The 21,869-nt window shown below is 41.1% G+C and carries 22 protein-coding genes and 1 riboswitch; of the genes, 3 read left to right on the forward strand and 19 right to left on the reverse strand.

From position 1 onward, the window contains the following. Positions 1 to 23 precede the first annotated feature (23 nt). The 8 genes from hrcA to OC530_RS03145 all read right to left on the reverse strand — a co-directional run bounded on the left by hrcA (position 24) and on the right by OC530_RS03145 (position 6,458). Positions 24 to 1,058 (reverse strand): heat-inducible transcriptional repressor HrcA, encoded by a 1,035-nt coding sequence (gene hrcA / locus OC530_RS03110; RefSeq protein ID WP_262079407.1) that lies wholly within the window; start codon positions 1,056 to 1,058, stop codon positions 24 to 26. A 160-nt stretch (positions 1,059 to 1,218) separates the two neighbouring features. Then, positions 1,219 to 1,731, reverse strand: coding sequence for a DUF2812 domain-containing protein (locus OC530_RS03115; protein ID WP_173234427.1), 513 nt, complete (start codon positions 1,729 to 1,731; stop codon positions 1,219 to 1,221). Positions 1,732 to 1,765: 34 nt separating this feature from the next. Then, positions 1,766 to 2,341: a DUF2812 domain-containing protein gene (locus tag OC530_RS10200; RefSeq protein ID WP_314515092.1), complete on the reverse strand. Its 576-nt coding sequence runs from the start codon at positions 2,339 to 2,341 to the stop codon at positions 1,766 to 1,768. Beyond that, positions 2,341 to 2,661: a PadR family transcriptional regulator gene (locus tag OC530_RS03125; protein ID WP_031233152.1), complete on the reverse strand. Its 321-nt coding sequence runs from the start codon at positions 2,659 to 2,661 to the stop codon at positions 2,341 to 2,343. The genes OC530_RS10200 and OC530_RS03125 overlap by 1 nt, the downstream gene beginning before the upstream one ends. 121 nt (positions 2,662 to 2,782) lie before the next feature. Further along, on the reverse strand, positions 2,783 to 4,129 hold the full coding sequence (glnA, locus tag OC530_RS03130) for a type I glutamate--ammonia ligase (protein WP_262079412.1): 1,347 nt from the start codon (positions 4,127 to 4,129) through the stop codon (positions 2,783 to 2,785). Between the two features lie 36 nt (positions 4,130 to 4,165). Next, positions 4,166 to 4,522, reverse strand: a complete 357-nt coding sequence (gene glnR / locus OC530_RS03135) for a transcriptional repressor GlnR (RefSeq protein ID WP_173262073.1) — start codon at positions 4,520 to 4,522, stop codon at positions 4,166 to 4,168. A gap of 76 nt (positions 4,523 to 4,598) precedes the next feature. After that, positions 4,599 to 5,126, reverse strand: a complete 528-nt coding sequence (locus tag OC530_RS03140; RefSeq protein ID WP_000119914.1) for an aromatic acid exporter family protein — start codon at positions 5,124 to 5,126, stop codon at positions 4,599 to 4,601. A 135-nt stretch (positions 5,127 to 5,261) separates the two neighbouring features. Continuing rightward, positions 5,262 to 6,458, reverse strand: coding sequence for a phosphoglycerate kinase (locus OC530_RS03145; RefSeq protein ID WP_001096743.1), 1,197 nt, complete (start codon positions 6,456 to 6,458; stop codon positions 5,262 to 5,264). 239 nt (positions 6,459 to 6,697) lie between these two features. Here OC530_RS03145 and OC530_RS03150 point away from each other — a divergent pair, with 239 nt between their 5' ends. Beyond that, complete coding sequence (locus tag OC530_RS03150; RefSeq protein ID WP_112444448.1) at positions 6,698 to 8,329, forward strand: Na/Pi cotransporter family protein; 1,632 nt, start codon at positions 6,698 to 6,700, stop codon at positions 8,327 to 8,329. A gap of 368 nt (positions 8,330 to 8,697) precedes the next feature. Here the strand turns inward: OC530_RS03150 and OC530_RS03155 are convergent, their stop codons facing one another. From OC530_RS03155 to OC530_RS03205, 11 genes are all read right to left on the reverse strand, one after another. Beyond that, positions 8,698 to 10,305, reverse strand: a complete 1,608-nt coding sequence (locus OC530_RS03155) for a CTP synthase (protein WP_173233510.1) — start codon at positions 10,303 to 10,305, stop codon at positions 8,698 to 8,700. A 389-nt stretch (positions 10,306 to 10,694) separates the two neighbouring features. Next, positions 10,695 to 11,282: a DNA-directed RNA polymerase subunit delta gene (rpoE, locus tag OC530_RS03160; protein ID WP_173233508.1), complete on the reverse strand. Its 588-nt coding sequence runs from the start codon at positions 11,280 to 11,282 to the stop codon at positions 10,695 to 10,697. A gap of 127 nt (positions 11,283 to 11,409) precedes the next feature. Beyond that, entirely contained in the window at positions 11,410 to 11,859 is a 450-nt protein-coding gene (locus OC530_RS03165; RefSeq protein ID WP_173233514.1) for a GNAT family N-acetyltransferase, read from the reverse strand. Between the two features lie 4 nt (positions 11,860 to 11,863). Next, positions 11,864 to 12,283, reverse strand: a complete 420-nt coding sequence (locus OC530_RS03170; RefSeq protein WP_173217898.1) for a chromosome partitioning protein ParB — start codon at positions 12,281 to 12,283, stop codon at positions 11,864 to 11,866. A 27-nt stretch (positions 12,284 to 12,310) separates the two neighbouring features. Beyond that, complete coding sequence (locus tag OC530_RS03175) at positions 12,311 to 12,961, reverse strand: phosphatase PAP2 family protein (RefSeq protein ID WP_112444438.1); 651 nt, start codon at positions 12,959 to 12,961, stop codon at positions 12,311 to 12,313. After that, entirely contained in the window at positions 12,951 to 13,514 is a 564-nt protein-coding gene (locus OC530_RS03180; protein ID WP_156012675.1) for an ECF transporter S component, read from the reverse strand. The genes OC530_RS03175 and OC530_RS03180 overlap by 11 nt, the downstream gene beginning before the upstream one ends. 163 nt (positions 13,515 to 13,677) lie before the next feature. Then, positions 13,678 to 13,896: riboswitch (FMN riboswitch) on the reverse strand. A gap of 59 nt (positions 13,897 to 13,955) precedes the next feature. Beyond that, positions 13,956 to 14,459, reverse strand: a complete 504-nt coding sequence (locus OC530_RS03185) for a tRNA (cytidine(34)-2'-O)-methyltransferase (RefSeq protein WP_000181388.1) — start codon at positions 14,457 to 14,459, stop codon at positions 13,956 to 13,958. A gap of 192 nt (positions 14,460 to 14,651) precedes the next feature. Continuing rightward, complete coding sequence (locus tag OC530_RS03190) at positions 14,652 to 15,482, reverse strand: energy-coupling factor transporter transmembrane protein EcfT (protein ID WP_084923254.1); 831 nt, start codon at positions 15,480 to 15,482, stop codon at positions 14,652 to 14,654. After that, positions 15,467 to 17,149 carry an ABC transporter ATP-binding protein gene (locus OC530_RS03195; RefSeq protein ID WP_173233506.1) on the reverse strand — a complete coding sequence of 561 codons (1,683 nt, stop codon included), beginning with the start codon at positions 17,147 to 17,149 and terminating at the stop codon, positions 15,467 to 15,469. Before OC530_RS03195 ends, OC530_RS03190 begins: the two co-directional genes overlap by 16 nt. 281 nt (positions 17,150 to 17,430) lie before the next feature. After that, complete coding sequence (locus OC530_RS03200) at positions 17,431 to 17,979, reverse strand: ECF-type riboflavin transporter substrate-binding protein (protein WP_000403160.1); 549 nt, start codon at positions 17,977 to 17,979, stop codon at positions 17,431 to 17,433. A gap of 18 nt (positions 17,980 to 17,997) precedes the next feature. Further along, on the reverse strand, positions 17,998 to 18,846 hold the full coding sequence (locus tag OC530_RS03205) for an S-adenosyl-l-methionine hydroxide adenosyltransferase family protein (RefSeq protein ID WP_112444429.1): 849 nt from the start codon (positions 18,844 to 18,846) through the stop codon (positions 17,998 to 18,000). Positions 18,847 to 19,033: 187 nt separating this feature from the next. Between OC530_RS03205 and trkA the strand changes: the two genes are divergently transcribed. Next, positions 19,034 to 20,383, forward strand: a complete 1,350-nt coding sequence (gene trkA, locus OC530_RS03210) for a Trk system potassium transporter TrkA (RefSeq protein ID WP_173233504.1) — start codon at positions 19,034 to 19,036, stop codon at positions 20,381 to 20,383. A 3-nt stretch (positions 20,384 to 20,386) separates the two neighbouring features. Further along, complete coding sequence (locus OC530_RS03215) at positions 20,387 to 21,826, forward strand: TrkH family potassium uptake protein (protein WP_262079443.1); 1,440 nt, start codon at positions 20,387 to 20,389, stop codon at positions 21,824 to 21,826. The last annotated feature ends 43 nt before the right edge of the window (positions 21,827 to 21,869 follow it).

Raw genomic sequence — 21,869 nt, forward strand, 5'->3', positions numbered from 1 at the left:
CGCCTCCTTTAATGATTTCAATCTTAATGTACTTCGTAATGATTACTGCTGAGGTAGCGGTAAAAATCTGTCAACTTCATGGTCAAAACACGATTGACTACATTGACTTGGTTGATTAGCTGTTGGTAATCCAGATTGACTGGACCGATAATGGCTAGAATTCCAACTCCCCGATAAGGAATGAGGAACTTGCTACTAATCACCGCTAGGTCAGCTAGACAGGACTCTTGACTGTCTGCAACACGGACGTTTTGCATCTGATCTTCACGCAACCCCTCACGAATCTCCAGAGCCACCTTTTGCGGTTGATCAAAGAACTGATAGGCTGCTAGATTGGCAAAATTCAAGAGATTAACCTTACCCGCCACCACAATATTTTCGTTGAACATTTCCTTAAAGATGTGTTCAAAGAGATCAATCACATTATCCGTTGTTGTAAAGTAACGCTGGATAATCTGCGGAATCTCCGTCCGAATCTTGTAGTGAATATCTAGAACGGTGTAGCCGAGGAAACGTTCCTGAATGATGCTCTTCAGTTTCAGCAAATCCTCCTGCAAGAAGTTCCTTGGAATCAGAAACTGACTGGTAACCGTTCGAGACTCGTCTAGGGTAAATACCGCCAAGGCTGTATGTTGCCCCAGAACAACAATATCAAAGGCTGTCAACCGTTGCCTGCTGGGCTCAACATCCAGAGCCACTATCGTACAGCCACTCAAGTCTGTTAGTAGATTAGCAGCCTCTTGCAGAATATCCTCAAGCTTGAAAAATTCCTGATCAAAGGCTTTGACAATCTCATAAACCTCATTTTCAGCCAGTCGGTCAAAATCCAGTGAGTGTTTCACATAGTACTGAAAACCAGCAACACTTGGCATCCGACCGCTTGAAGTATGAGCCTTCTCAAGCAAACCTTGCTTTTCTAGAGCCGCCATGTCATTACGAATGGTTGCACTGCTAGAGTTAATAGACTCTTGCAAGGCTTTGGATCCGACAGGTTCGTGCGTTTTGGTAAAGATGTCAATAATCAGATTTAAAATATCCTGCTGACGCTCTGTAACCACCTCATCACTCCTCTCTGTCTGATCGATTAGCACTCAACATACTCAAGTGCTAACTCATGATTCTATTATACACCCTTAAAAGAGAATGTCAAGATAAAAACTCAAAAAATTAGCACTCTTTTGCCAAGAGTGCTAAAAATCGGTCTGAAGACCGAGAAACTCACCTTCCATCTACTTGATATTTCCTTTTTAGTCTGAAATAACCATAGATTAGATAAGAAATCATAAAGGCATATAGAACAAAAATGACAAAGAAAGGTTGCGACAGTTCTTCTCGAAACAAACTCATACAAACAACAAGACCACCTAAGAAAGCAGCTGCACATGAACGAAGTCTATATCGCATAACTTCCCATCTGAGCCCCTTACTCATATAGACTTGATCCTCTGGAAGTAAATCAGAAGCCGATTTACGAAGAATCGAACAAGAACCTGCTCCTATCAATTCCCAACCTCTATTTCTACAATCTTGCAGTTCATGCTTATATTTTTTAAGAAATCTAGAATCATATATATAGTAGATGACATCGTCTGGTTGACATTGGTCAAAATAGAAAAAACCAAAACGACTCGTTCTATATCTCCAACCTTTCAAGTGCATCTCATGCAAATATTCTTCTTCCTTGTCCAAATCAACAATGGTGAAAATCCGAAATTCTACTCTGCTATTCATTGTCTTACCCCAAAATTAGAAAACATGCCTGGTGTTATTTATTAGATAATTCTTTCCACTTTTGACTCAATCTCCAAAAAATATAAGAAATCTGAATCGCAAAAACTATCAATAAAACCCAATCTATTATGAAAATCAAAAACACTTCCCAACTGAAAGAACTACCTCCAGTGACAAACTTTGAGAAAACCGGTAGTAGAGCTAAAAAGAGAAGCAAAATAGGAAGCATCCGTCTCGTTAAAATCCGTTTGACCATAGCTAACTTCCCGGACGCGTCATTATAAATTTCAAACTCGGCATCCGACTCAATTCCAGAATGCGCTTTTCTAAAGTAGGAAAACCCATTAAAGTCTGCAATATGCTCCCAGCCACAGTCTTTAAATAATTGTAAATAGGAGGCTCTCTCTGATTTTTTCATAGGATAAAAGTCCAACTGATATGATACCTGCTCAGGCTGACACTTTTCAAAAGTATACTTAACTGCAAACAATAAGATAGAATAACTTACTTTTCTAAGTTTCCAGCCCTTAGCATGCATTTTTCTAAGGTATAAAGCCTCCCTCTCATAATCCGCAATTGTAAAAATTCGATAAACAATTTTCTTTTCCATCATCCTTCCTCCCGACTGTTTCTATAGAGCCGTTCAATACGCTTCAATTCAATATCTAAGACTTTTCGTCCCAAGTCTGTGATCTGATAGATTTTCCGTTTTTCTTCTTCTCGGACAAAGGAAATCAAACCATCCTTTTCCATTTTTGACAAGGTTCCATACATAGTTCCAGGACTAATCGAAACTTGCAAATCTGTCATCTCCTTGACCTTTTGCGTAATGCTGTACCCATGACCTTCCTTTTGCAGACAGAACAAGATATAAAAGCCCGTTTCCGTCATGGGAAGATAAACTCGACGAATCTTATCCGTTAATTCCATTTATAAGCATCTCCTATTCAGTTCGATATATCGCACTTCGTTATATAAAATATATCACATCTCGATATAAAACACAAGAAAAAAGACCATCCTCACGGACAATCTTTCTTCTATATTAGTATTAGTAAAGGTCTAAATAATTATCAATTTCCCATTGTGAAACGAAGGTCGCATAACTTGCCCATTCGATTCGTTTGGCTTCAAGGAAACTAGTATAGATATGTTCTCCAAGAGCCGCTCTGATAACCTCATCTTCAGTCAGAGCTTTCAAAGCGTTATGAAGAGTTGATGGAAGGTCTGTAATACCAGCTTCCTTGCGCTCTTCTGCTGTCATGATGTAGATATTTTCTTCGATAGGAGCTGGTGCTTCGATTTTATTTTCAATACCATGCAAACCAACTTCCAAAAGAACTGCCATAGCGATATATGGGTTTGCCATTGGATCAACTGAACGCAACTCAAGACGAGTTCCCATACCACGTGAAGCAGGCACGCGCACAAGTGGCGAACGGTTACGACCAGCCCAAGCAATGTAAACAGGCGCTTCATAACCTGGAACCAAACGTTTGTATGAGTTAACCGTTGGGTTCATGATGGCAGTATAGTTGTAGGCATGTTTGATCAAACCGCCAAGGAAATGGTAGGCAGTTTCTGACAACTGCATTCCTTTTGGATCATTTGGATCAAAGAAGGCATTGTTTCCTTCTGCATCAAACAAGGACATATTACAGTGCATACCTGATCCGGCAATACCAAATTTTGGTTTAGCCATAAAGGTTGCGTAAAGTCCGTGTTTACGAGCAATGGTTTTAACAACAAGTTTAAAGATTTGAATCTTATCACAGGCATGTAGAACTTCATCATACTTGAAGTCAATCTCATGTTGTCCAACCGCAACCTCGTGGTGACTCGCTTCTACTTCAAATCCCATTTTGGTCAAGACATTGACAATCTCACGACGTGTGTTGTCCGCAAGATCCGTAGGTGCCAAATCAAAGTAGCCACCCTTGTCATTCACTTCAAGCGTTGGATCTCCATTTTCATCAAGTTTGAATAGGAAGAATTCTGGTTCTGGACCAAGGTTGAAGGATTTGAATCCCACTTCTTCCATGTGACGAAGAGCACGTTTCAAATTGCCACGAGGGTCACCTGCAAAGGGTTCTCCTTCTGTTGTATAGACATCACAGATCAAACCTGCAACACTTCCATTTTCATCTCCCCACGGGAAGACTGTCCATGTATCCAAGTCAGGGTACAAGTACATATCCGACTCATTGATACGTACAAAACCTTCAATAGAAGATCCATCAAACATAGCCTTATTTGACAAGACCTTATCTAATTGTTCATCTGTAGCAGGAATTTCGACGTTTTTCATGGTTCCCAAAATATCTGAGAACATGAGACGGATAAAGGTAACATTTTTTTCCTTGACTTCACGACGAATATCTGCAGCTGTGATTGGCATGAGTTTTCTCCTTAATGTATGACTACTTGCGGTTGCCTAACCGCGACCAAAAGGTGACTGTAGTGAAGCAAAGCGACCCTGTTGGAGGAGTTCATTGTGAAGTGCACGACGCACCTCAGTCTGACTCACCGCTTTCTTGGATTTCGCTTCACGTTCAGCATATTTTTTCTTAATGGCAGCGATATTATAACCTTCAGAGATATAATCTTTGATTTCAAGTAGACGATCCATGTCATTCAAGGAATACATGCGACGGTTCCCTTCGTTTCGATCAGGCTTAATCAACTCTTGATCTTCATAATAACGAATCTGACGCGCCGATAGATCGGTCAACTTCATAACACTGCCGATAGGAAAAACAGCCATATTTCGGCGAAATTCTTTTTCCTTCATTTACAATTTCCTTCTTTCTGTCTATTATAGTCTAAAAAAAGACAAACGTCAATTGATAATGTTATAAAATGTAACATTATTTTTCTTTTTTCTCTAAAAAGAGCCGAATACGATCAATATCGTAATTTACGAGAATTGCGACAAAAACTCCCATGAAAGTTTCTGATACACGCGCAAATACGTACAAAATTGTCTCTCCGCTCGGGATCGATAGGGTAATGATTAACATAGCCGCTACACCACCAATAACCCCTGCTTTGTTATTCATGGCTACATTTGTCATAATGGTTAACATGGTGCAGATTGGAACAACTACCAAGGTCACCCAAAAGGCTTCGTGGAAAAAACTATTTATTAGGAAGAAAACCAAGGCATAGAGGCCACCGATACTATTTCCTAGAATACGCGAAGTCCCAAAATGAACACTCTTATCAAAACTCTCCCTCAAGCTAAAAACGGCTGTCAAAGCACCGATTTGAAGACCTTTCCAGCCAAAAAAGCCAAAAATCAAGAGAACTAGAAAAACAGCAATACCTGTTTTAAAGGTTCGCATACCAAGTTTGAACTGGGATTTATCGAATTTATATTTTTTAAAATAACTCATAATCTCAACTTTCTATTTCCATTTTATCATAAATTGGCTGATTTTATGAGCAATAGTTGAGAGGAAGCGTTTTTATTTTAAGCAAAAGAAAAGAGGAACTTTCATCCCTCTCTTATTTGATTCATTTAGTTAATCTTATTTTTCTGTAAGTGCAGCCAAACCTGGCAATACTTTACCTTCGAGAAGTTCCATTGAAGCACCTCCGCCCGTACTAATCCATGAGAACTTGTCTGCACGACCAAGGTTGATTGCTGCGGCAGCTGAGTCACCACCACCGATGATTGATTTAACGCCTGGTTGTTTCACGATAGCGTCCATCACACCGATTGTACCAGCTTGGAAGTCTGGGTTTTCAAATACACCCATAGGTCCGTTCCATACAACTGTTTTAGCGCCAGTCAAAGCTTCGTCAAATTTAGCGATAGATTTTGGACCGATGTCAAGACCAAGGAAGCCTTCAGAAACTGCTTCACCTTCAGTGTCACGCACTTCAGTGTAACCAGCAAATGCGTTAGCTTCTTTTGAGTCAACTGGCAAGATCAATTTCCCGTTTGCTTTTTCAAGAAGAGCTTTCGCAACATCCAATTTGTCTTCTTCTACAAGTGAGTTACCGATTTCGATACCTTGTGCTTTGTAGAATGTGTAAGTCATACCACCACCGATAAGGACTTTATCAGCTTTTTCAAGCAAGTTTTCGATAACACCAATCTTGTCTGAAACTTTTGAACCACCAAGGATGGCTACGAATGGACGTTCTGGAGTTTCAACTGCTTCTTGGATGTAGGCAATTTCGTTTTCAAGAAGGAAACCAGCAACTGCTTTTTCAACGTTTGCTGAGATACCAACGTTAGATGCGTGTGCACGGTGAGCTGTACCGAATGCATCGTTTACGAAGATACCATCTCCAAGCGATGCCCAGTATTTACCAAGTTCAGGATCGTTTTTAGATTCTTTTTTGCCGTCAACATCTTCGTAACGAGTGTTTTCAACCAATAGAACTTGTCCATCTTCAAGAGCGTTGATTGCCGCTTCCAATTCAGCACCACGAGTGACACCAGGGAACACAACATCTTGACCAAGTTTTGCTGCCAAGTCTGCTGCTACAGGAGCAAGTGATTTACCAGCTTTATCAGCTTCTTCTTTCACACGTCCAAGGTGAGAGAAAAGAATTGCACGTCCACCTTGTTCGATGATGTACTTAATAGTTGGAAGAGCTGCTGTGATACGGTTGTCGTTAGTGATTACACCATCTTTCAATGGTACGTTGAAGTCAACACGAACGAGGACTTTTTTACCTTTCAAGTCAACGTCTTTAACAGTAAGTTTTGCCATGTTACAAAAACCCCTTTATTTATTTTATTCGAAACTATTATATCACACTTTGGAAATATAAGGAAAGATTTCACAAGATTTTTCGATATTTAATCTTTGTGACATGCTAGAGTCTATTATTTTTGCTTTTTCTACCGAATTTTCTTTCTAAAATCTTAGCTTAACACTTGTTAGATTTACTTTTATCCTTTAAAATAGAATAGGAGAAATTCCGTTATTATTTTTCGGAGGAAAAAGAAATGTCCATTAATTGGCAGGAAATTTTATTTCACTTTTTAGGTGGTCTGGGACTATTCTTATATAGTATCAAGACCATGGGAGACGGTTTGCAACAAGCTGCTGGAGATCGCCTTCGTTTTTACATTGACAAATATACTAGCAATCCTTTCTTTGGAGTTCTGGTTGGTATTGGGATGACTGCTCTCATTCAGTCTAGTTCTGGTGTAACAGTTATCACAGTCGGTCTGGTCAGTGCCGGTCTCCTAACCTTACGTCAGGCTATCGGGATTGTCATGGGGGCTAATATTGGGACAACAGTCACATCCTTTCTTATTGGGTTTAAACTAGGTGACTATGCCCTGCCTATGCTCTTTATCGGTGCTGTCTGCCTCTTCTTTACAAAAAATCGGACAGTCAATAATATCGGACGCATCCTCTTTGGTGTCGGTGGTATCTTTTTTGCCCTCAATCTCATGAGTGGCGCAATGGCTCCACTCAAAGATTTACAGGTCTTTAAAGACTATATGATTGAGCTAAGTAAGAATCCTGTTTTGGGTGTCTTTGTCGGTACCGGCTTGACCTTACTGATTCAAGCTTCCTCGGCTACCATCGGGATTTTACAAAACCTCTACGCCAGCAACCTCATTGACCTGCAAGGAGCTTTGCCAGTTCTATTTGGTGACAATATTGGGACAACCATTACAGCCATCATTGCCTCTTTAGGTGCTAATATTGCAGCTAAACGGGTAGCAGGTGCCCATGTCGCCTTTAACGTGATTGGTACGGTTATCTGTATTGTCTTCCTTGTACCTTTCACTGGCTTGATTCATTGGTTTGAATCTACGCTAAATCTAGCACCGGAAATGACCATCGCCTTTGCTCATGGAACCTTTAATATTACCAATACCATTGTCCAATTTCCATTTATCGGAGCTCTGGCTTACTTTGTAACCAAGATTATTCCTGGAGAGGACGAGATTGTCAAATACGAACCCTTATATCTTGATGAACATTTCATCAAACAAGCCCCATCTATCGCTCTCGGAAATGCTAAGAAAGAGCTCTTGCACTTAGGAAACTACGCTGCTAAAGCCTTTGACCTTTCCTATAAGTATATCATTGACTTGGATGAAAAAGTTGCTGAAAAAGGGCATAAAACCGAAGAAGCAATTAACACCATCGATGAGCAATTAACACGTTATCTCATTGCCCTTTCAAGCGAAGCTCTCAGTCAAAAAGAAAGCGAAGTACTCACCAATATCCTTGATTCCTCCCGTGATTTGGAACGGATTGGAGACCACGCGGAGGCTCTACTCAATCTGACTGACTATCTTCAACGGAAAAATGTTGAATTTTCTGATGCCGCCTTGAAAGAATTAGAGGAAGTTTACCGCCAAACTAGTGACTTTATCAAAGATGCTCTGGATAGTGTGGAAAACAATGATATTGAAAAAGCACGCAGTCTTGTAGAACGTCATGAAGCAATCAATAAGATAGAACGTGTTCTCAGAAAAACCCACATCAAACGCCTCAATAAAGGCGAATGTTCAACACAAGCTGGGGTAAACTTTATCGATATCATCTCACACTACACTCGTGTATCAGACCACGCTATGAACCTTGCTGAAAAGGTTTTTGCAGAACAAATCTAAAAACCAAGAAGCTATCCTGAATGGGATGGCTTTTTGCTTTTCCTAAGCAAGACTAGGCTGAATGAAACTGAGAGAGTATTCTGCAGATATAGTGGATTAAATTAAAAAAGTATAGTGTATTGAATCTATAACAGTACACCTTGACTGCTAAAATATTTCTAGAAATTGATTTGGCTTTCCGAATTAATTTGTTCAGATTTTATTTCACTTCAATATACTGATAAATCCATTCACTAGCACAGGGCAAGAGGGAGTCGCTATTGATTTCAACGGTAGCAGGTACATACAGAGGACTCCTAACTCAGATATACTGCAATATCATTGTATGCAAAAAACCTCTGAGATTCTTCTCAAAGGTTCTGATTTTGCTAATTGCTGTTCTCAACCGCTGCAGTAATAAAGGCAGTGTAGAGTTCTTCTGGACGATTTGGACGACTTGACAGTTCAGGGTGATACTGACACGCTACAAAGAATTTATTTTCAGGAATTTCCACGATTTCTACCAGACGATTGTCTGGAGACACTCCTGAAAAGACAAAGCCTGCTGCCTCAAACTGCTCACGGAAGGCATTGTTAAACTCATAGCGGTGACGGTGACGGCGTTGCACCACTTCTTGATTGTGATAAGCAGCCGCTGCCTTAGAGCCACGTTTCAACTTAGACGGATAAAGCCCCAAACGAAGGGTTCCGCCCATATCCTCAACATCAATCTGATCACGCATGATATCAATGATAGGGTATTTTGTTTCTGGTGCAAGCTCTGCAGAATTGGCACCTTCAAGACCTAAAACGTGACGAGCAAATTCAATACAAGTTAACTGCATTCCCAAGCAGACACCCAACATTGGAACATCATTCTCACGCGCATAGCGAATGGCTTGGATTTTCCCTTCCGTACCCCGTTGACCAAAACCACCTGGTACGATAATTCCGTCTGCATCAGACAAAAGCTCTGCCACATTCTCTGCTGTCACATCATTGGCATTGATCCAATTGATTTTAACTTCTGCACCGTTGGCATAACCAGAGTGTTTCAAGGCTTCAACCACAGAAATGTAGGCATCTTGCAATTCAACATACTTACCGACAAGGGAAATTTTAACTTGTTTCTTGAGGTTCATGACCTTGTCCACCATGGCTGACCATTCTGTCATATCTGCTACTGGTGCGTCTAATTTCAAATGGTCACAGACAATTTGGTCCATACCTTGCGCCTGCAAGTTCAATGGAATTTGGTAAAGGTGTTCGACATCCAACGATTCAATAACGGCTTCTGGTGCCACATCACAGAACTGGGCCAGTTTGTTTTTAATTCCTTGACCAGCTGGCTCTTCTGTACGAATAACCAACATATTTGGTTGGATTCCCAAACCGCGTAATTCCTTGACAGAGTGTTGGGTTGGTTTGGTCTTCATTTCACCAGCAGCCTTGAGGTAAGGAAGCAAGGTTGTATGGATGTACATGACATTATCCGCACCCACATCTGCCTTCATCTGACGAAGGGCCTCTAGAAATGGCAAAGACTCGATATCTCCTACTGTTCCACCAACCTCTGTGATAATGACATCAGAGTCGGTCGTTAGAGCGGCACGCTTGATTTTTTCTTTCAAAGCATCTGTGATATGAGGAATGACCTGAACGGTTGCCCCAAGGTATTCTCCACGGCGTTCTTTACGAAGCACTTCACTGTAAATTTTACCAGTTGTCACGTTGGAATATTTGTTGAGATTGATATCGATGAAACGTTCATAGTGACCCAAGTCCAAATCTGTCTCAGCTCCGTCATCTGTCACAAAAACTTCCCCGTGCTGGTAAGGACTCATAGTTCCCGGATCAATATTGATATAAGGGTCAAACTTTTGAATGGTTACTTTGAGACCACGATTTTTCAAGAGACGACCCAGACTCGCTGCGACAATCCCTTTCCCAATAGACGACACCACACCACCAGTTACAAAAATATATTTCGTAGACATAGATTCCTCTTTCTAAAATGCTCAAGGTCTTGCTAACTACGTGGGGACATAGAAAACAAGACCCTACTAATAAGAATAATCTGGGACAACTGCACCAGATTCACAACTAATACTCTTCGAAAATCTCTTCAAACCGCGTCAACGTCGCCTTGCCGTAGATATGTGTTCCTGACTTTGTCAGTCTTATCTACAACCTCAAAACAGTGTTTTGAGCAACCTGCGGCTAGTTTCCTAGTTTGCTCTTTGATTTTCATTGAGTATAAAATACAAGAAGATAACTTCTTGAAAAAACAAAAATAGCTCCCTAAGAACTAGGGAGCCCCGACCTCTAAAAGAGGTGCCCGAACAATATGATACCTAAAAATAGGATAATTGTCAATACCTAACTTTTATTCCTCGCTGGTTTCAGCATCATCTTCTGAGAACTCGTCATCCTCCTCGTTGAGATCCACGTCTTCACCCAAGTCATCAGGGGCGATTTCGTTGATTTCTGCATCATAAGCTTCCACTTCATTTTTCTCATCATCTGGATTTTCATCATCATATGAAAGAGCTGGATCTGCTTCGTATGCATCTTCGTCTTCTGGATCATCTGCATTGTAGTCAATAGCATCTGAATCGCCGTCCATAAAGGCATTGACGCGTTTTTTCTTAGCTTTTGGTGCCACTTCATCGTCATCATTTTCTTCAAGAGCGATGATTTCTTCGTCAATTTCGTCCACACCATACCATGAACGAAGCCCCCATTTGTTGTCTCCAAGCGAGATGAAGCTACCATCAAAGTTCAACTCTGTGTAGAACAAAGGCAAGGCTTCACGGATATCGCTGTTTGATGTTCCAAGGTAGTTTTGAATTTCGTTTACAAGATCGCTAAAATGCATCTCATGATCACGACCACGAAGTTCCAAGATAGCACGCGCTACCTCAATCATAGATAGTTCACTTTTTTCTTGCCCAGTAAATACTTCTAATTCCAAAGCGTTTCTCCTCATTTATACTACTATCGCCAGAGCGAACAGACTCTGACCTCATTTTATCATTTACTCTTTATTTTACGATAATTTTGCGGAATAGTCAAAGGTTAAGGGGGAGAAAGTGGCAGGATTAGACTAATTTCAGTACAAAACTCCTTCCTTTTTCTGTTGCTCCATTTTCCACAAATCCAAGCGACTTGAAACACCTCCTAGAAGCATGATTGTAGGTGTAGATTTCCTTGACTCTCAATTCTTTCCATCCTTTTACTCGAGCCAATTCAATCAAAGTACTTAGAATCTTTTTTCCAAGTCCTCGATGTTGGTAAGCGGAATTCCCAATCACAATGGGGAGATTATCCTGAGATAGTGTAACATCCCCAATTGGAAACCATTCTCCCTTCTCCTTGACTTCAATCCAAAAAAGTTCACCATGCTGATCCAAATAGGAATACATGGCTTCCAAAGTTTCTTGACTATAAGGAAGCTTCACCCCATCTACGAGGTAAACCAAGTCCACATTCTGATACCAAGCAAAAGCTTCCTCACAATGATTGACCTTACAATAAGGAACAAGACGCAGTGCATTATCTATTTGTAAGATCTCTTTCATCTGCTTTCCTTTTCAATAAGAGAGTTGCTGCTTGATTAAAACCATCACACCAGTTATACCATTTTGCTTCATACTCACCTTGAGGTAAGATATGATTTTTTAAATCCAGAACAGAGTAAATCTTTCTTTCCTCACAAGCTTGCGCATAGAGATGATATAGTTCATCACCGCCGTCTCTATCCCACTCAGCAGAAATCGTATCCCGACCTGCCAATAAAGCCTGATAAGCCCTGTGATGCCCATCTGTAATCAACAAGCAATCTCCGAACGCAAGAATACTGATTGGAGCAACATTGATTATTTCTGCCGACTGATAAAGTGTCTGGATGCCTGCTAGTTTCTTTTCTGATAAGTATAGTTGAGTCGGATGGAGATCTTTTATATTGACTTTCATTTCTTTCTCCTCAAGGGAATTCGATACTCACTTCTGCTTGCCTTTAAATCGCCATTGGAAGCGGAGCTTGTCATAGAAGGGAAACTCTATAAACAGGACTCCCAAGCCCACACAGAGACTGGCAAGAACGTCTGATGGATAATGAACTCCCAGATAGACCCTTGATACCAACACACTGACTAGGTAGAGGCCAAGGACGATTTGTACGATTTTTCTCTCGACCGAATCTTTAATCCGCTGACTAAGAATAACAATCAGAGAACCGACCATCAAGGTTACAGCCAGAGAATGGCCACTTGGGAAGGAAAATCCCTTCTCATCTACCAAGTGTAAAATAGCTGGTCGTGGGCGCTGGTAAATATTTTTAAAGGTCACGATTAAAAGACCTGCCAAAGCCAGATTTCCCAGCATGAAGAAACTTTCTATCTTCCACCGCTTACGATAAAAGACAAAAGCTGTAATAACAACCCAAGTGATAATCACCGGAATATCAATCAAGCGTGTGATGGCTCGGAAAAGAATAGTCAAATAATCTGGTAAGTCTCCTCGAACGGCAGTCTGTATCGGTTGGTCAAAACCGACCAGCGTTTCAGGGTAAAATTTGACCATGTAGCCAAGAATAACGAAAAGTAAAAGGGCAAAACTGCCCTTCATTAAAAATGTTTGTTTATCTTTCATAGTGTTTTAAGGTTGGTTTCAAAAGGACGTACAACAACCAGAATGAAACGGAAAAGATTACACCCTCAATCAAGTTAAAAGGTAATACCATGGTCATTAGGTAGTTGGACAGTCCCAAAATTTTTCCAATATCAAAGTTAGCAAACTTAGCGTACAAAGGAACAGCATAAACATAGTTGAGAACCAACATAGCCACGGTCAAGCCAATAGTTCCAGCTAGAGATCCTAGTAGGAAACGAAGGGTTGTCCGTTCCTTTTTCCAAATCAAAGCAAATACGATGACAAAAATTCCCAAAGCCACGATATTCATCGGCAAGCCAATGTAAGTATTCACTCCCTGACTGTTAAGAAGCAATTTCAAGAGTGAGCGAAGCAAGAGAACTCCTAGAGCAGCAGGCAAATCCATGACCACCAGACCCACAAGGACGGGCAAGATACTAAATTCGATCTTGAGGAAGGATGCCGCTGGTAAGAGCGGAAAGTCAAAGTACATCAGCACAAATGAGATGGCTGATAAGATTGCAATGGTCGAAAGTCGACGTGTGTTTGTCATAACAGGTTCCTCCAATTTTCTATAAAATCAGAAGAAGTTAGAAAGGATTCCTCTATCTATTCTCACTTTTTATATCCCAAAAGTTCCCTCTCACTCTATTAAGGAAATTCAAGTAAGCGGTTACAGTTTAGCTATAAATCTATCAGAACAGACAAAGCTATTCTTTCGTCTTCTCCCATCCAGACTATACTGTCGGTTGTGGAATCTCACCACATCAGCTTGCGCTCGCGGACTTATTTGGCTAAGATATTTTAGATTTATCTAGGCGTCGCAGTCGAAGATAATACTTAAAGTATATCGAGACAAGACAACGACGAGAAAGCTAAAATAGATAGTCAAATTTACCGCCGGTCGGGAATCACACCCTGCCCTGAAGACTCTTTTATCATAACAAAAAACGCTTGCAAGCGCAAGCATTTTGTTCATTTTCATTTTCATTTTTTATTTCAATTTATCCACTTCATAGGTATGAACAAGCTCAAGACCTGCAAAGTTCTGTTGACGGAGGGCTTCGTAGACAATCATGCAGACGGTATTCGACACATTGAGACTGCGGACATGTTCATCATTCATAGGAATACGGAGAGCCTTCTCAGGATGTTCGCGCATAAAGTCCTCAGGCAAGCCCTTGTCTTCACGTCCAAAGAGGAAATAGTGGTCCTCGTCAGTCGATAAATCCACCTCAGAATAGACTTTTTCAGCGAATTTCGAAATTAGATAGAGTTTTCCCTTCATCTGAGACATGAAATCTTCCAAACTCTCGTAAAAATAAATCTCTAGCTTATCCCAATAATCCAACCCAGCCCGCTTCATCTTGCGGTCATCGATAGGAAAGCCCATGGGCTTGATGATGTGGAGGGGAGAATTGGTTGCAGCGCAAGTACGCGCGATATTGCCTGTATTTTGTGGAATTTGTGGCTCAAATAATACAATGTGATTTGTCATGACTTGCTTCCTTTCACCATTGCAAAAAAATAGCCACACTGCCCGGAGTCAAGCTCAGCAAACAGCGTGGTTAAGGCATCGTTAACTTACCTCACAACAGGTTTGAAGTAAATCAGCGAAACTACTTTCTTAGTATAACACTTTCAGAATCATTGTCAATAGAAACGACTTGATTTTTTCAATTTTTTCAAGCTATTTCCAAGGGTTGTAAAATCGTCCCTGATTCTGCAAGATAAGTAGTAAACTAGCTACTAAAAACAAGGCTGCCAAGAACAAGGTAAGATAGTCTCCTTTTTTCAAAGCCTGATAACTATACCAAGTGCGTTTTTTCTCTTTCCCAAAGCGACGAAGCTCCATGGCGGTCGCGATGGTATCAATGCGTTCTAGCGAGCTAAAAATCAAGGGAGTGATAATGCGCAGATTGCCTTTGATTCGTTGCATTAGAGAAGCTTTCTTGGATAATTCCATCCCACGCGCTTCCTGAGACATCTTGATGGTAAAGAATTCTTCCTGCAAATCTGGAATATAGCGCAAGGTCAGGCTGACTGAATAGGCAATCTTATAAGGCACACCGATTTGATTTAAACTGGAAGCAAACTGACTAGGGTGGGTTGTCATCAAAAAGATAATAGCCAGAGGAATGGTGCAAAGGTACTTAATGGCCAGATTTAGCAGATAAAAGAGCTCCTGGCTGGTTAGAGTGTAGGACCCGATTCCCTGCCAAATCACACTTCTCTCTCCGTAAAGTCCAACCCCATACTCAGGAGAAAAGAGATAGACCATCAAGACGTTTAAAACGGCAAATACCGTCGCAAAAACTGCTACAAAGGAAACATCTTTAAAACGGATTTCTGACAAATAGAGGAGAAAGACCGAAAAAATAGCAATCAGAACAAGCAGTCTGGTATCATAGCTAATCATGGCAGCCAATGACACGAGAATGAAAAAGAGGAGTTTACCAGCTCCTGACAAGCGATGAATCACAGTATCTCTATGCTGGTAACCAATTAATTTAGCTTGCATCCTTCTCTCCTTTCTTTGTAAAATGCCGTTAAAGCAAGTGGATCCACGTCTAGTTTCTTGGCCAAGTTGAAGATTGAAGTTTCTTTTAGGTTGGCTTTTACTAACAGCTCAGGATTGCTCAAAAGACTAGCTGGATCGGTATCGGCAATCAATTCTCCATCAACCATGACAAGAGCACGATCAGAATAATCCAGCATCAATTGCATATCATGGGTAATCATGACAATGGTATGACCTTTTTGATGCAGTTCTTCAAGAAATTCCATAATCTCAGTATAGTTCTTCTGGTCTTGGCCTGCAGTCGGTTCATCTAGGAGAATAATTTCAGCTCCTAAGACCAAAATTGAAGCAATGGTGACACGTTTTTTCTGACCAAATGACAGGGCAGAAATGGGCCAATTACGGAATTCAAAAAGACCGCAGATTTTCAAGGTTTCATAGACTCTCGTTTCAATTTCCTTCTCATCCACACCTCGCAAACGGAGTCCTAGAGCCACCTCATCAAAAATCATATTAGTTGAAATCATTTGATTGGGATTTTGCAGCACATAGCCTACTCGTTCCGCCCGCTCTGCAACAGAATCTCCTTTTATATCCTGACCTTTCCAAAGATAAGAACCTTCCGTCTGGATAAAGCTACTTAAGGCCTTGGCAAGGGTTGATTTCCCAGCCCCATTTTTCCCGACAATGGCAATCTTTTCACCCTTTTTAATATCCAAATGTAGGGACTTTAAAATCGGTCTATCATCATAAGAAAATGACACGTCCTCTAATCTAAAGAGTGACTGCAATTCTGGGCTTTCTTTTACCAGTTCATTCTGCAACTGAACCTGACCTTTTGAGATAGACAAGTTATCCAGATTTGCTAATTGTTCTTCCTTAGCTAAATCCACACCTAATTGACGGAGAGTAGTTAGATAAAGGGGTTCGCGAATTCCATTTTGGGTCAACAAATCAGTCGCCAATAACTGATCAGGACTCCCATTAAAGAGGATACGGCCATCGTTTATCAAGACAATCCGATCCACAGAGCGATGCAGAACATCCTCTAAACGGTGCTCGATAATAAGGGTCGTCGTCCCCTCTTCCTTATGAATCTGGTCAATCAATTCGATAATATCCTGACCTGACTTGGGATCAAGATTGGCGAGTGGCTCATCAAACAAGAGAATCGGACTCTCATCAATCAAGACACCAGCCAGACTGACTCGCTGCTTTTGTCCACCTGACAAATCCTGAGGACGCTGATCCAGTAAAGAAAGAAGGTCCAGCTTTTCAGCCCATTTATAAACACGATTTTTCATCTCTTCTAGTCCTGTTACATCATTTTCCAGAGCAAAAGCCAAGTCCTCTGCCACGGACAAGCCGATAAACTGCCCATCTGTATCCTGCAAAACCGTGCTGACTAAATGAGATTTATCATAGACACTCATATCAAAAGCGGCTTGACCCTTGATCACAAATTCTCCAGACATCTGACCCTTGTAAATATTGGGAATAATCCCATTCAAACACTGACCCAAGGTAGATTTACCTGACCCAGATGGCCCAACAATTAAGACTTTCTCTCCCTTGTAAATGGTCAAGTCTACCCCTTGCAAGGTCGGTTCTTGTTGTGTTTTATACCGGAAAGAGAAATCCTTCCACTCAATTATAGCTTCTTTCATCTTACTCTCTTCATTCGCTTCTTAGACTTCTATTTTATCATAAATCTACCCCTTCTTGCAGTCTCTTCTCTTAAAATCTTAGCGCCAAAAAGATTCCTATCCTAGCTTACTTGCCTAACTAATCAATAAACAGCAAAAAGACTGGTTGCCCAGCCTTCCCCATCATTTTATACTCAATGAAAATCAAAGAGCAAACCAGAAAGCTAGCCACAAGTTGCTCAAAACACTGTTTTGAGGTTGCAGATAGAGCTGACGTGGTTTGAAGAGATTTTCGAAGAGTATTAGTCCTTTTTCAAACTTCCTGCACGAGTTTGAGTTCCTGCGTAGGCAAGCAAGAGAAGAGTTCCTGCAATAGCTACAGATACACCATTAGCAATTCCCGCAACAATCCCTTGGGCAAATACTTTTTCTGCCGCTTCTTGATAAATCACAACATCTCCAAGCGGTGCCAAGACACCCCAAACAAGGGCATTTGCAAGTAGTTGAATGAGGTTAAAAATAAGAATATCTTTCCAGTCAAAGACACCATTGATCACGCGAACGTACTTTCTAAATAGCCCCACAGCTAGACCAAAGAGCCCACTAGCGATAATCCAAGTCCACCACAGACCGTAACCAGCAAGAGAGTCCTTGATTGCATGACCAATCAACCCGACAAGCAAACCGATAATCGGTCCAAAAATAATAGAAAGTAGCGCTTGTACCGCATACTGAAGCTGGATGCTTGTATTGGGAACAGGGGTCGGAATGTTGATCATCCCGATGACGACAAAGAGGGCAGCGCCAATTCCGACAGCAACAACTTGTTTAATTGTAAATTTGATTTCCATACTATTTATTCTCCTATTTTATCCTTCTATTTTCTTTATTTCAATGGTCCAAGATGAACCGACACCCACATTATAGGCCTTGGCAAAAGAACCTTGGTTGATAGCCAGACCTAAACGATAGAGAGAGTTGATGTAAAGGATGGGTTGCCCAATTCTCACATCCGCAAATGATTTGCCATAAACAACCTGATTTTGATAGACCAGCATATCAGCGTGATAGATAGTCACTTCAAAACGGTCACCAAAGTCTGGTTCCAGTTTGTAAAATTCTTCTCGCGTGATAGAGGTCCAAAGCGAACCAAAACGCACATCCAGAATATCAATAGCTCCCTTCACCAAATGATCTTCAATGATGGTCTCTACGACTGGAAGCTCTACAATATGGTCTACACTGAGCTCTGGCCCCACTTCCTCAAAAGTAATGTGACCGCTGGCCAGTTTAGCACCAGTATAAGCATAAACATCACGACCGTGGAAGGTATAAGAATGCTCTGTGTTTTGACGTCTATTGGCCACTTCAGAAATTTCACGAATAGCTACAATGCCAACGTGTTTCTTGATAAAAGAAAGCGTTCCATTATCTGGCGTGACAATGTATTGATTTTTTGCAGTCTTGGCAACCACACTCTTACGTTTCGAGCCGACACCTGGATCGACAACCGATACAAACGTCGTTCCCTCAGGCCAGTAATCCACTGTCTGAAAGAGACGATAGCTCCCCTCAAAAATATTATAAGGCGTAATATCGTGCGTCAAGTGATGAATTTTTAAGGTTGGAGATTCTTCTAAAGCCACTCCAATCATAGCCGATACCGCACCATCAACCAGACCAAAGTCTGATTGTAATACCAGTAAATTATTATTCATTTTATCTCCTTGTATATCCTTTATCATACCATATTTCAGAGAAAGTCGCTAATAGCTATTTCAATTGGTTAGGGTATAGTTTTATCTTATAGCAAATTTTCACTAAAAGCTCTTGTTATTAGCTAGTAGGTGCATTTTTTCTTGAAAAAAGGTATGATAGTTACATCATGAAAAAGTAGGTTTTAATATGAAAATTATCCTTGTCGGAGGGGGAAAAGTTGGTTTTGCCCTCTGTCGCTCCTTGGTTGCAGAAAAGCATGATGTTTTGCTAATTGAGCAAGACGAAGCTGTCCTCAATCATATTGTTAATCGCTTTGATATCATGGGTATCCTTGGTAACGGGGCCGATTTTACCATCCTTGAGCAAGCCAGTGTCCAGGATTGTGATATCTTTATCGCCCTGACTGAATACGATGAAGTGAACATGATCGCAGCCGTTCTAGCCAAAAAAATGGGAGCTAAAGAGACCATCGTTCGGGTGCGGAACCCTGAATATTCTAACTCTTATTTCAAAGAAAAGAATATTCTCGGTTTTTCTCTTATCGTTAATCCTGAGCTCTTGGCTGCCCGCGCTATCGCGAATATCATTGACTTCCCCAACGCCCTCTCTGTCGAACGTTTCTTTGGTGGACGGGTCAGCTTGATGGAATTCACTGTTAAATCCTCCAGTGGTCTTTGCCAAATGCCCATTTCTGATTTTCGGAAAAAATTTGGCAATGTCATTGTCTGTGCGATAGAAAGAGATCATCAAATTATCATCCCAAGCGGTGACATGACTGTACAGGATAAAGACAGAATCTTTGTCACTGGTAACCGTGTTGATATGATGCTCTTCCATAATTATTTCAAGTCTCGTGCTGTGAAGAGTCTTCTCATCGTCGGTGCAGGTAGAATTGCCTATTATCTACTAGGCATTCTCAAAGACAGTCGTATCGATACCAAGGTCATTGAAATCAATTCTGAAATCGCTAGTTTCTTTAGCGAGAAGTTCCCAAATCTTCATATCGTTCAAGGAGATGGTACCGCAAAAGATATCCTGCTGGAAGAAAGTGCTCAACACTATGATGCCGTTGCGACTCTAACAGGAGTCGATGAGGAAAATCTGATTACCTCTATGTTCCTTGACAGGGTAGGTGTACAGAAAAATATTACCAAGGTCAATCGTACCAGTCTCCTCGAGATTATCAATGCGCCTGATTTTTCAAGTATTATCACACCTAAAAGCATCGCTGTAGATACAATCATGCACTTTATTCGTGGTCGGGTTAATGCCCAGTATTCAGACCTTCAAGCCATGCACCATCTAGCCAATGGCCAAATCGAAACCCTACAATTCCATATCAAGGAAGCCAATAAAATGACTGCCAAACCTCTTTCTCAACTCAAACTGAAAAAAGGGGTTCTTATTGCAGCCATCATTCGAAAGGGCAAGACTATTTTCCCAACTGGGGAGGATATGTTGGAAGTTGGAGATAAGCTCCTAGTAACAACTTTGTTGCCAAACATCACCAAGATTTATGACTTGATCGCGAGGTAAGAAATGAATAAAAGTATGATTCGCTACCTCCTTTCAAAGTTACTTTTGATTGAAGCCGTTCTTCTTTTGGTTCCTGTGTCTGTCGCTGTCTATTACCGTGAATCGAGCCAAGTCTTTACAGCCCTCTTTACAACGATTGGGATTCTCGTATTACTAGGCGGTTCAGGAATTTTACAAAAGCCAAAAAATCAACGTATTTATACCAAGGAGGGAATCTTAATTGTTGCCCTCTGCTGGATCCTTTGGTCTTTCTTTGGCGGTCTCCCCTTTGTTTTTGCTGGACAAATCCCTAGCGTTATCGATGCCTTTTTTGAAATCAGTTCTGGGTTTACAACTACTGGAGCAAGTATCTTGAACGACATTTCGGTTCTCAGCCGTTCCCTCCTCTTCTGGCGAAGTTTTACCCACTTGATTGGAGGAATGGGAGTGCTCGTTTTCGCACTGGCTATTATGGATAATACCAAGAATAGCCACCTAGAAGTGATGAAGGCTGAGGTTCCTGGTCCCGTCTTCGGTAAGGTTGTATCCAAACTCAAAAATACTGCCCAGATTCTCTATCTCCTTTATCTAGCTCTCTTCTCCCTCTTTGTCATCATCTATTATCTAGCTGGTATGCCCCTATTTGATAGTTTTGTCATTGCCATGGGAACAGCAGGTACAGGAGGATTTACCGTCTATAACGACGGAATTGCTCACTATGGTAGCTCACTGATTACCTATCTAGTTAGTATAGGAGTTCTAGTTTTTGGGGTAAATTTCAATCTCTACTACTTCCTTATGCTCCGTCGCATCAAGGCCTTCTTTAGAGATGAAGAGCTTAGGGCTTACTTGGTCATCGTGCTGGTTTCTACAGGCTTGATTAGCCTTAATACCCTCTATCTCTACCCAGGATTTTCAAAGAGCTTTGAAATGGCCTTCTTCCAAGTTTCCAACATCATTACAACAACTGGTTTTGGATATGGAGATATTACCAACTGGCCCCTCTTCTCCCAGTTTATCCTCCTCTTTCTCATGGCAATCGGTGGCTCTGCTGGATCAACCGCAGGTGGACTCAAGGTTATTCGAGGCCTCATCCTTTCAAAAATTGCCAAAAACCAGATTTTGTCAATCCTATCGCCCCACCGTGTTTTGACCCTCCATGTTAATAAAACGGTGATTGATAAAGATACCCAGCATAAGATTCTCAAGTACTTTGTCATCTATGCTATGATTTTGCTAGCACTTATCTTTATTGTCAGCCTAGATAGCAATGATTTCCTAGTCGTTACCAGTGCTGTCTTTAGCTGCTTCAATAATATCGGGCCTATCCTAGGAAACACTTCTAGTTTCTCAATCTTTAGTCCCATCTCAAAAATTCTCCTCTCCTTTGCAATGATTGCAGGTCGTTTGGAGATTTACCCAATCCTCCTTCTCTTTATGAAGAGAACTTGGTCTAAGAGATAAAATACAACCACACCTTGTGTCTTACAAAGTGTGGTGTTTTTAT

Origin of the sequence: Streptococcus sp. Marseille-Q5619 (assembly GCF_946901205.1) — a bacterium.
Lineage (GTDB): Bacteria > Bacillota > Bacilli > Lactobacillales > Streptococcaceae > Streptococcus.

Excerpts from the sequence above, each read along its gene's own strand:
- OC530_RS03155 (WP_173233510.1), bottom strand. The coding sequence starts at position 10,305 with ATGTCTACGAAATATATTTTTGTAACTGGTGGTGTGGTGTCGTCTATT.
- OC530_RS03140 (WP_000119914.1), bottom strand. The coding sequence starts at position 5,126 with ATGAGTTATTTTAAAAAATATAAATTCGATAAATCCCAGTTCAAACTT.
- glnR (WP_173262073.1), bottom strand. The coding sequence starts at position 4,522 with ATGAAGGAAAAAGAATTTCGCCGAAATATGGCTGTTTTTCCTATCGGC.
- glnA (WP_262079412.1), bottom strand. The coding sequence starts at position 4,129 with ATGCCAATCACAGCTGCAGATATTCGTCGTGAAGTCAAGGAAAAAAAT.
- OC530_RS03180 (WP_156012675.1), bottom strand. The coding sequence starts at position 13,514 with ATGACAAACACACGTCGACTTTCGACCATTGCAATCTTATCAGCCATC.
- OC530_RS03150 (WP_112444448.1), top strand. The coding sequence starts at position 6,698 with ATGTCCATTAATTGGCAGGAAATTTTATTTCACTTTTTAGGTGGTCTG.
- OC530_RS03195 (WP_173233506.1), bottom strand. The coding sequence starts at position 17,149 with ATGAAAGAAGCTATAATTGAGTGGAAGGATTTCTCTTTCCGGTATAAA.
- OC530_RS03175 (WP_112444438.1), bottom strand. The coding sequence starts at position 12,961 with ATGAAAGATAAACAAACATTTTTAATGAAGGGCAGTTTTGCCCTTTTA.
- OC530_RS03145 (WP_001096743.1), bottom strand. The coding sequence starts at position 6,458 with ATGGCAAAACTTACTGTTAAAGACGTTGACTTGAAAGGTAAAAAAGTC.
- OC530_RS03185 (WP_000181388.1), bottom strand. The coding sequence starts at position 14,459 with ATGACAAATCACATTGTATTATTTGAGCCACAAATTCCACAAAATACA.
- OC530_RS10200 (WP_314515092.1), bottom strand. The coding sequence starts at position 2,341 with ATGGAAAAGAAAATTGTTTATCGAATTTTTACAATTGCGGATTATGAG.
- OC530_RS03205 (WP_112444429.1), bottom strand. The coding sequence starts at position 18,846 with ATGAATAATAATTTACTGGTATTACAATCAGACTTTGGTCTGGTTGAT.
- OC530_RS03200 (WP_000403160.1), bottom strand. The coding sequence starts at position 17,979 with ATGGAAATCAAATTTACAATTAAACAAGTTGTTGCTGTCGGAATTGGC.
- trkA (WP_173233504.1), top strand. The coding sequence starts at position 19,034 with ATGAAAATTATCCTTGTCGGAGGGGGAAAAGTTGGTTTTGCCCTCTGT.
- OC530_RS03125 (WP_031233152.1), bottom strand. The coding sequence starts at position 2,661 with ATGGAATTAACGGATAAGATTCGTCGAGTTTATCTTCCCATGACGGAA.
- OC530_RS03190 (WP_084923254.1), bottom strand. The coding sequence starts at position 15,482 with ATGCAAGCTAAATTAATTGGTTACCAGCATAGAGATACTGTGATTCAT.
- OC530_RS03215 (WP_262079443.1), top strand. The coding sequence starts at position 20,387 with ATGAATAAAAGTATGATTCGCTACCTCCTTTCAAAGTTACTTTTGATT.
- OC530_RS03115 (WP_173234427.1), bottom strand. The coding sequence starts at position 1,731 with ATGAATAGCAGAGTAGAATTTCGGATTTTCACCATTGTTGATTTGGAC.
- OC530_RS03170 (WP_173217898.1), bottom strand. The coding sequence starts at position 12,283 with ATGAAAGTCAATATAAAAGATCTCCATCCGACTCAACTATACTTATCA.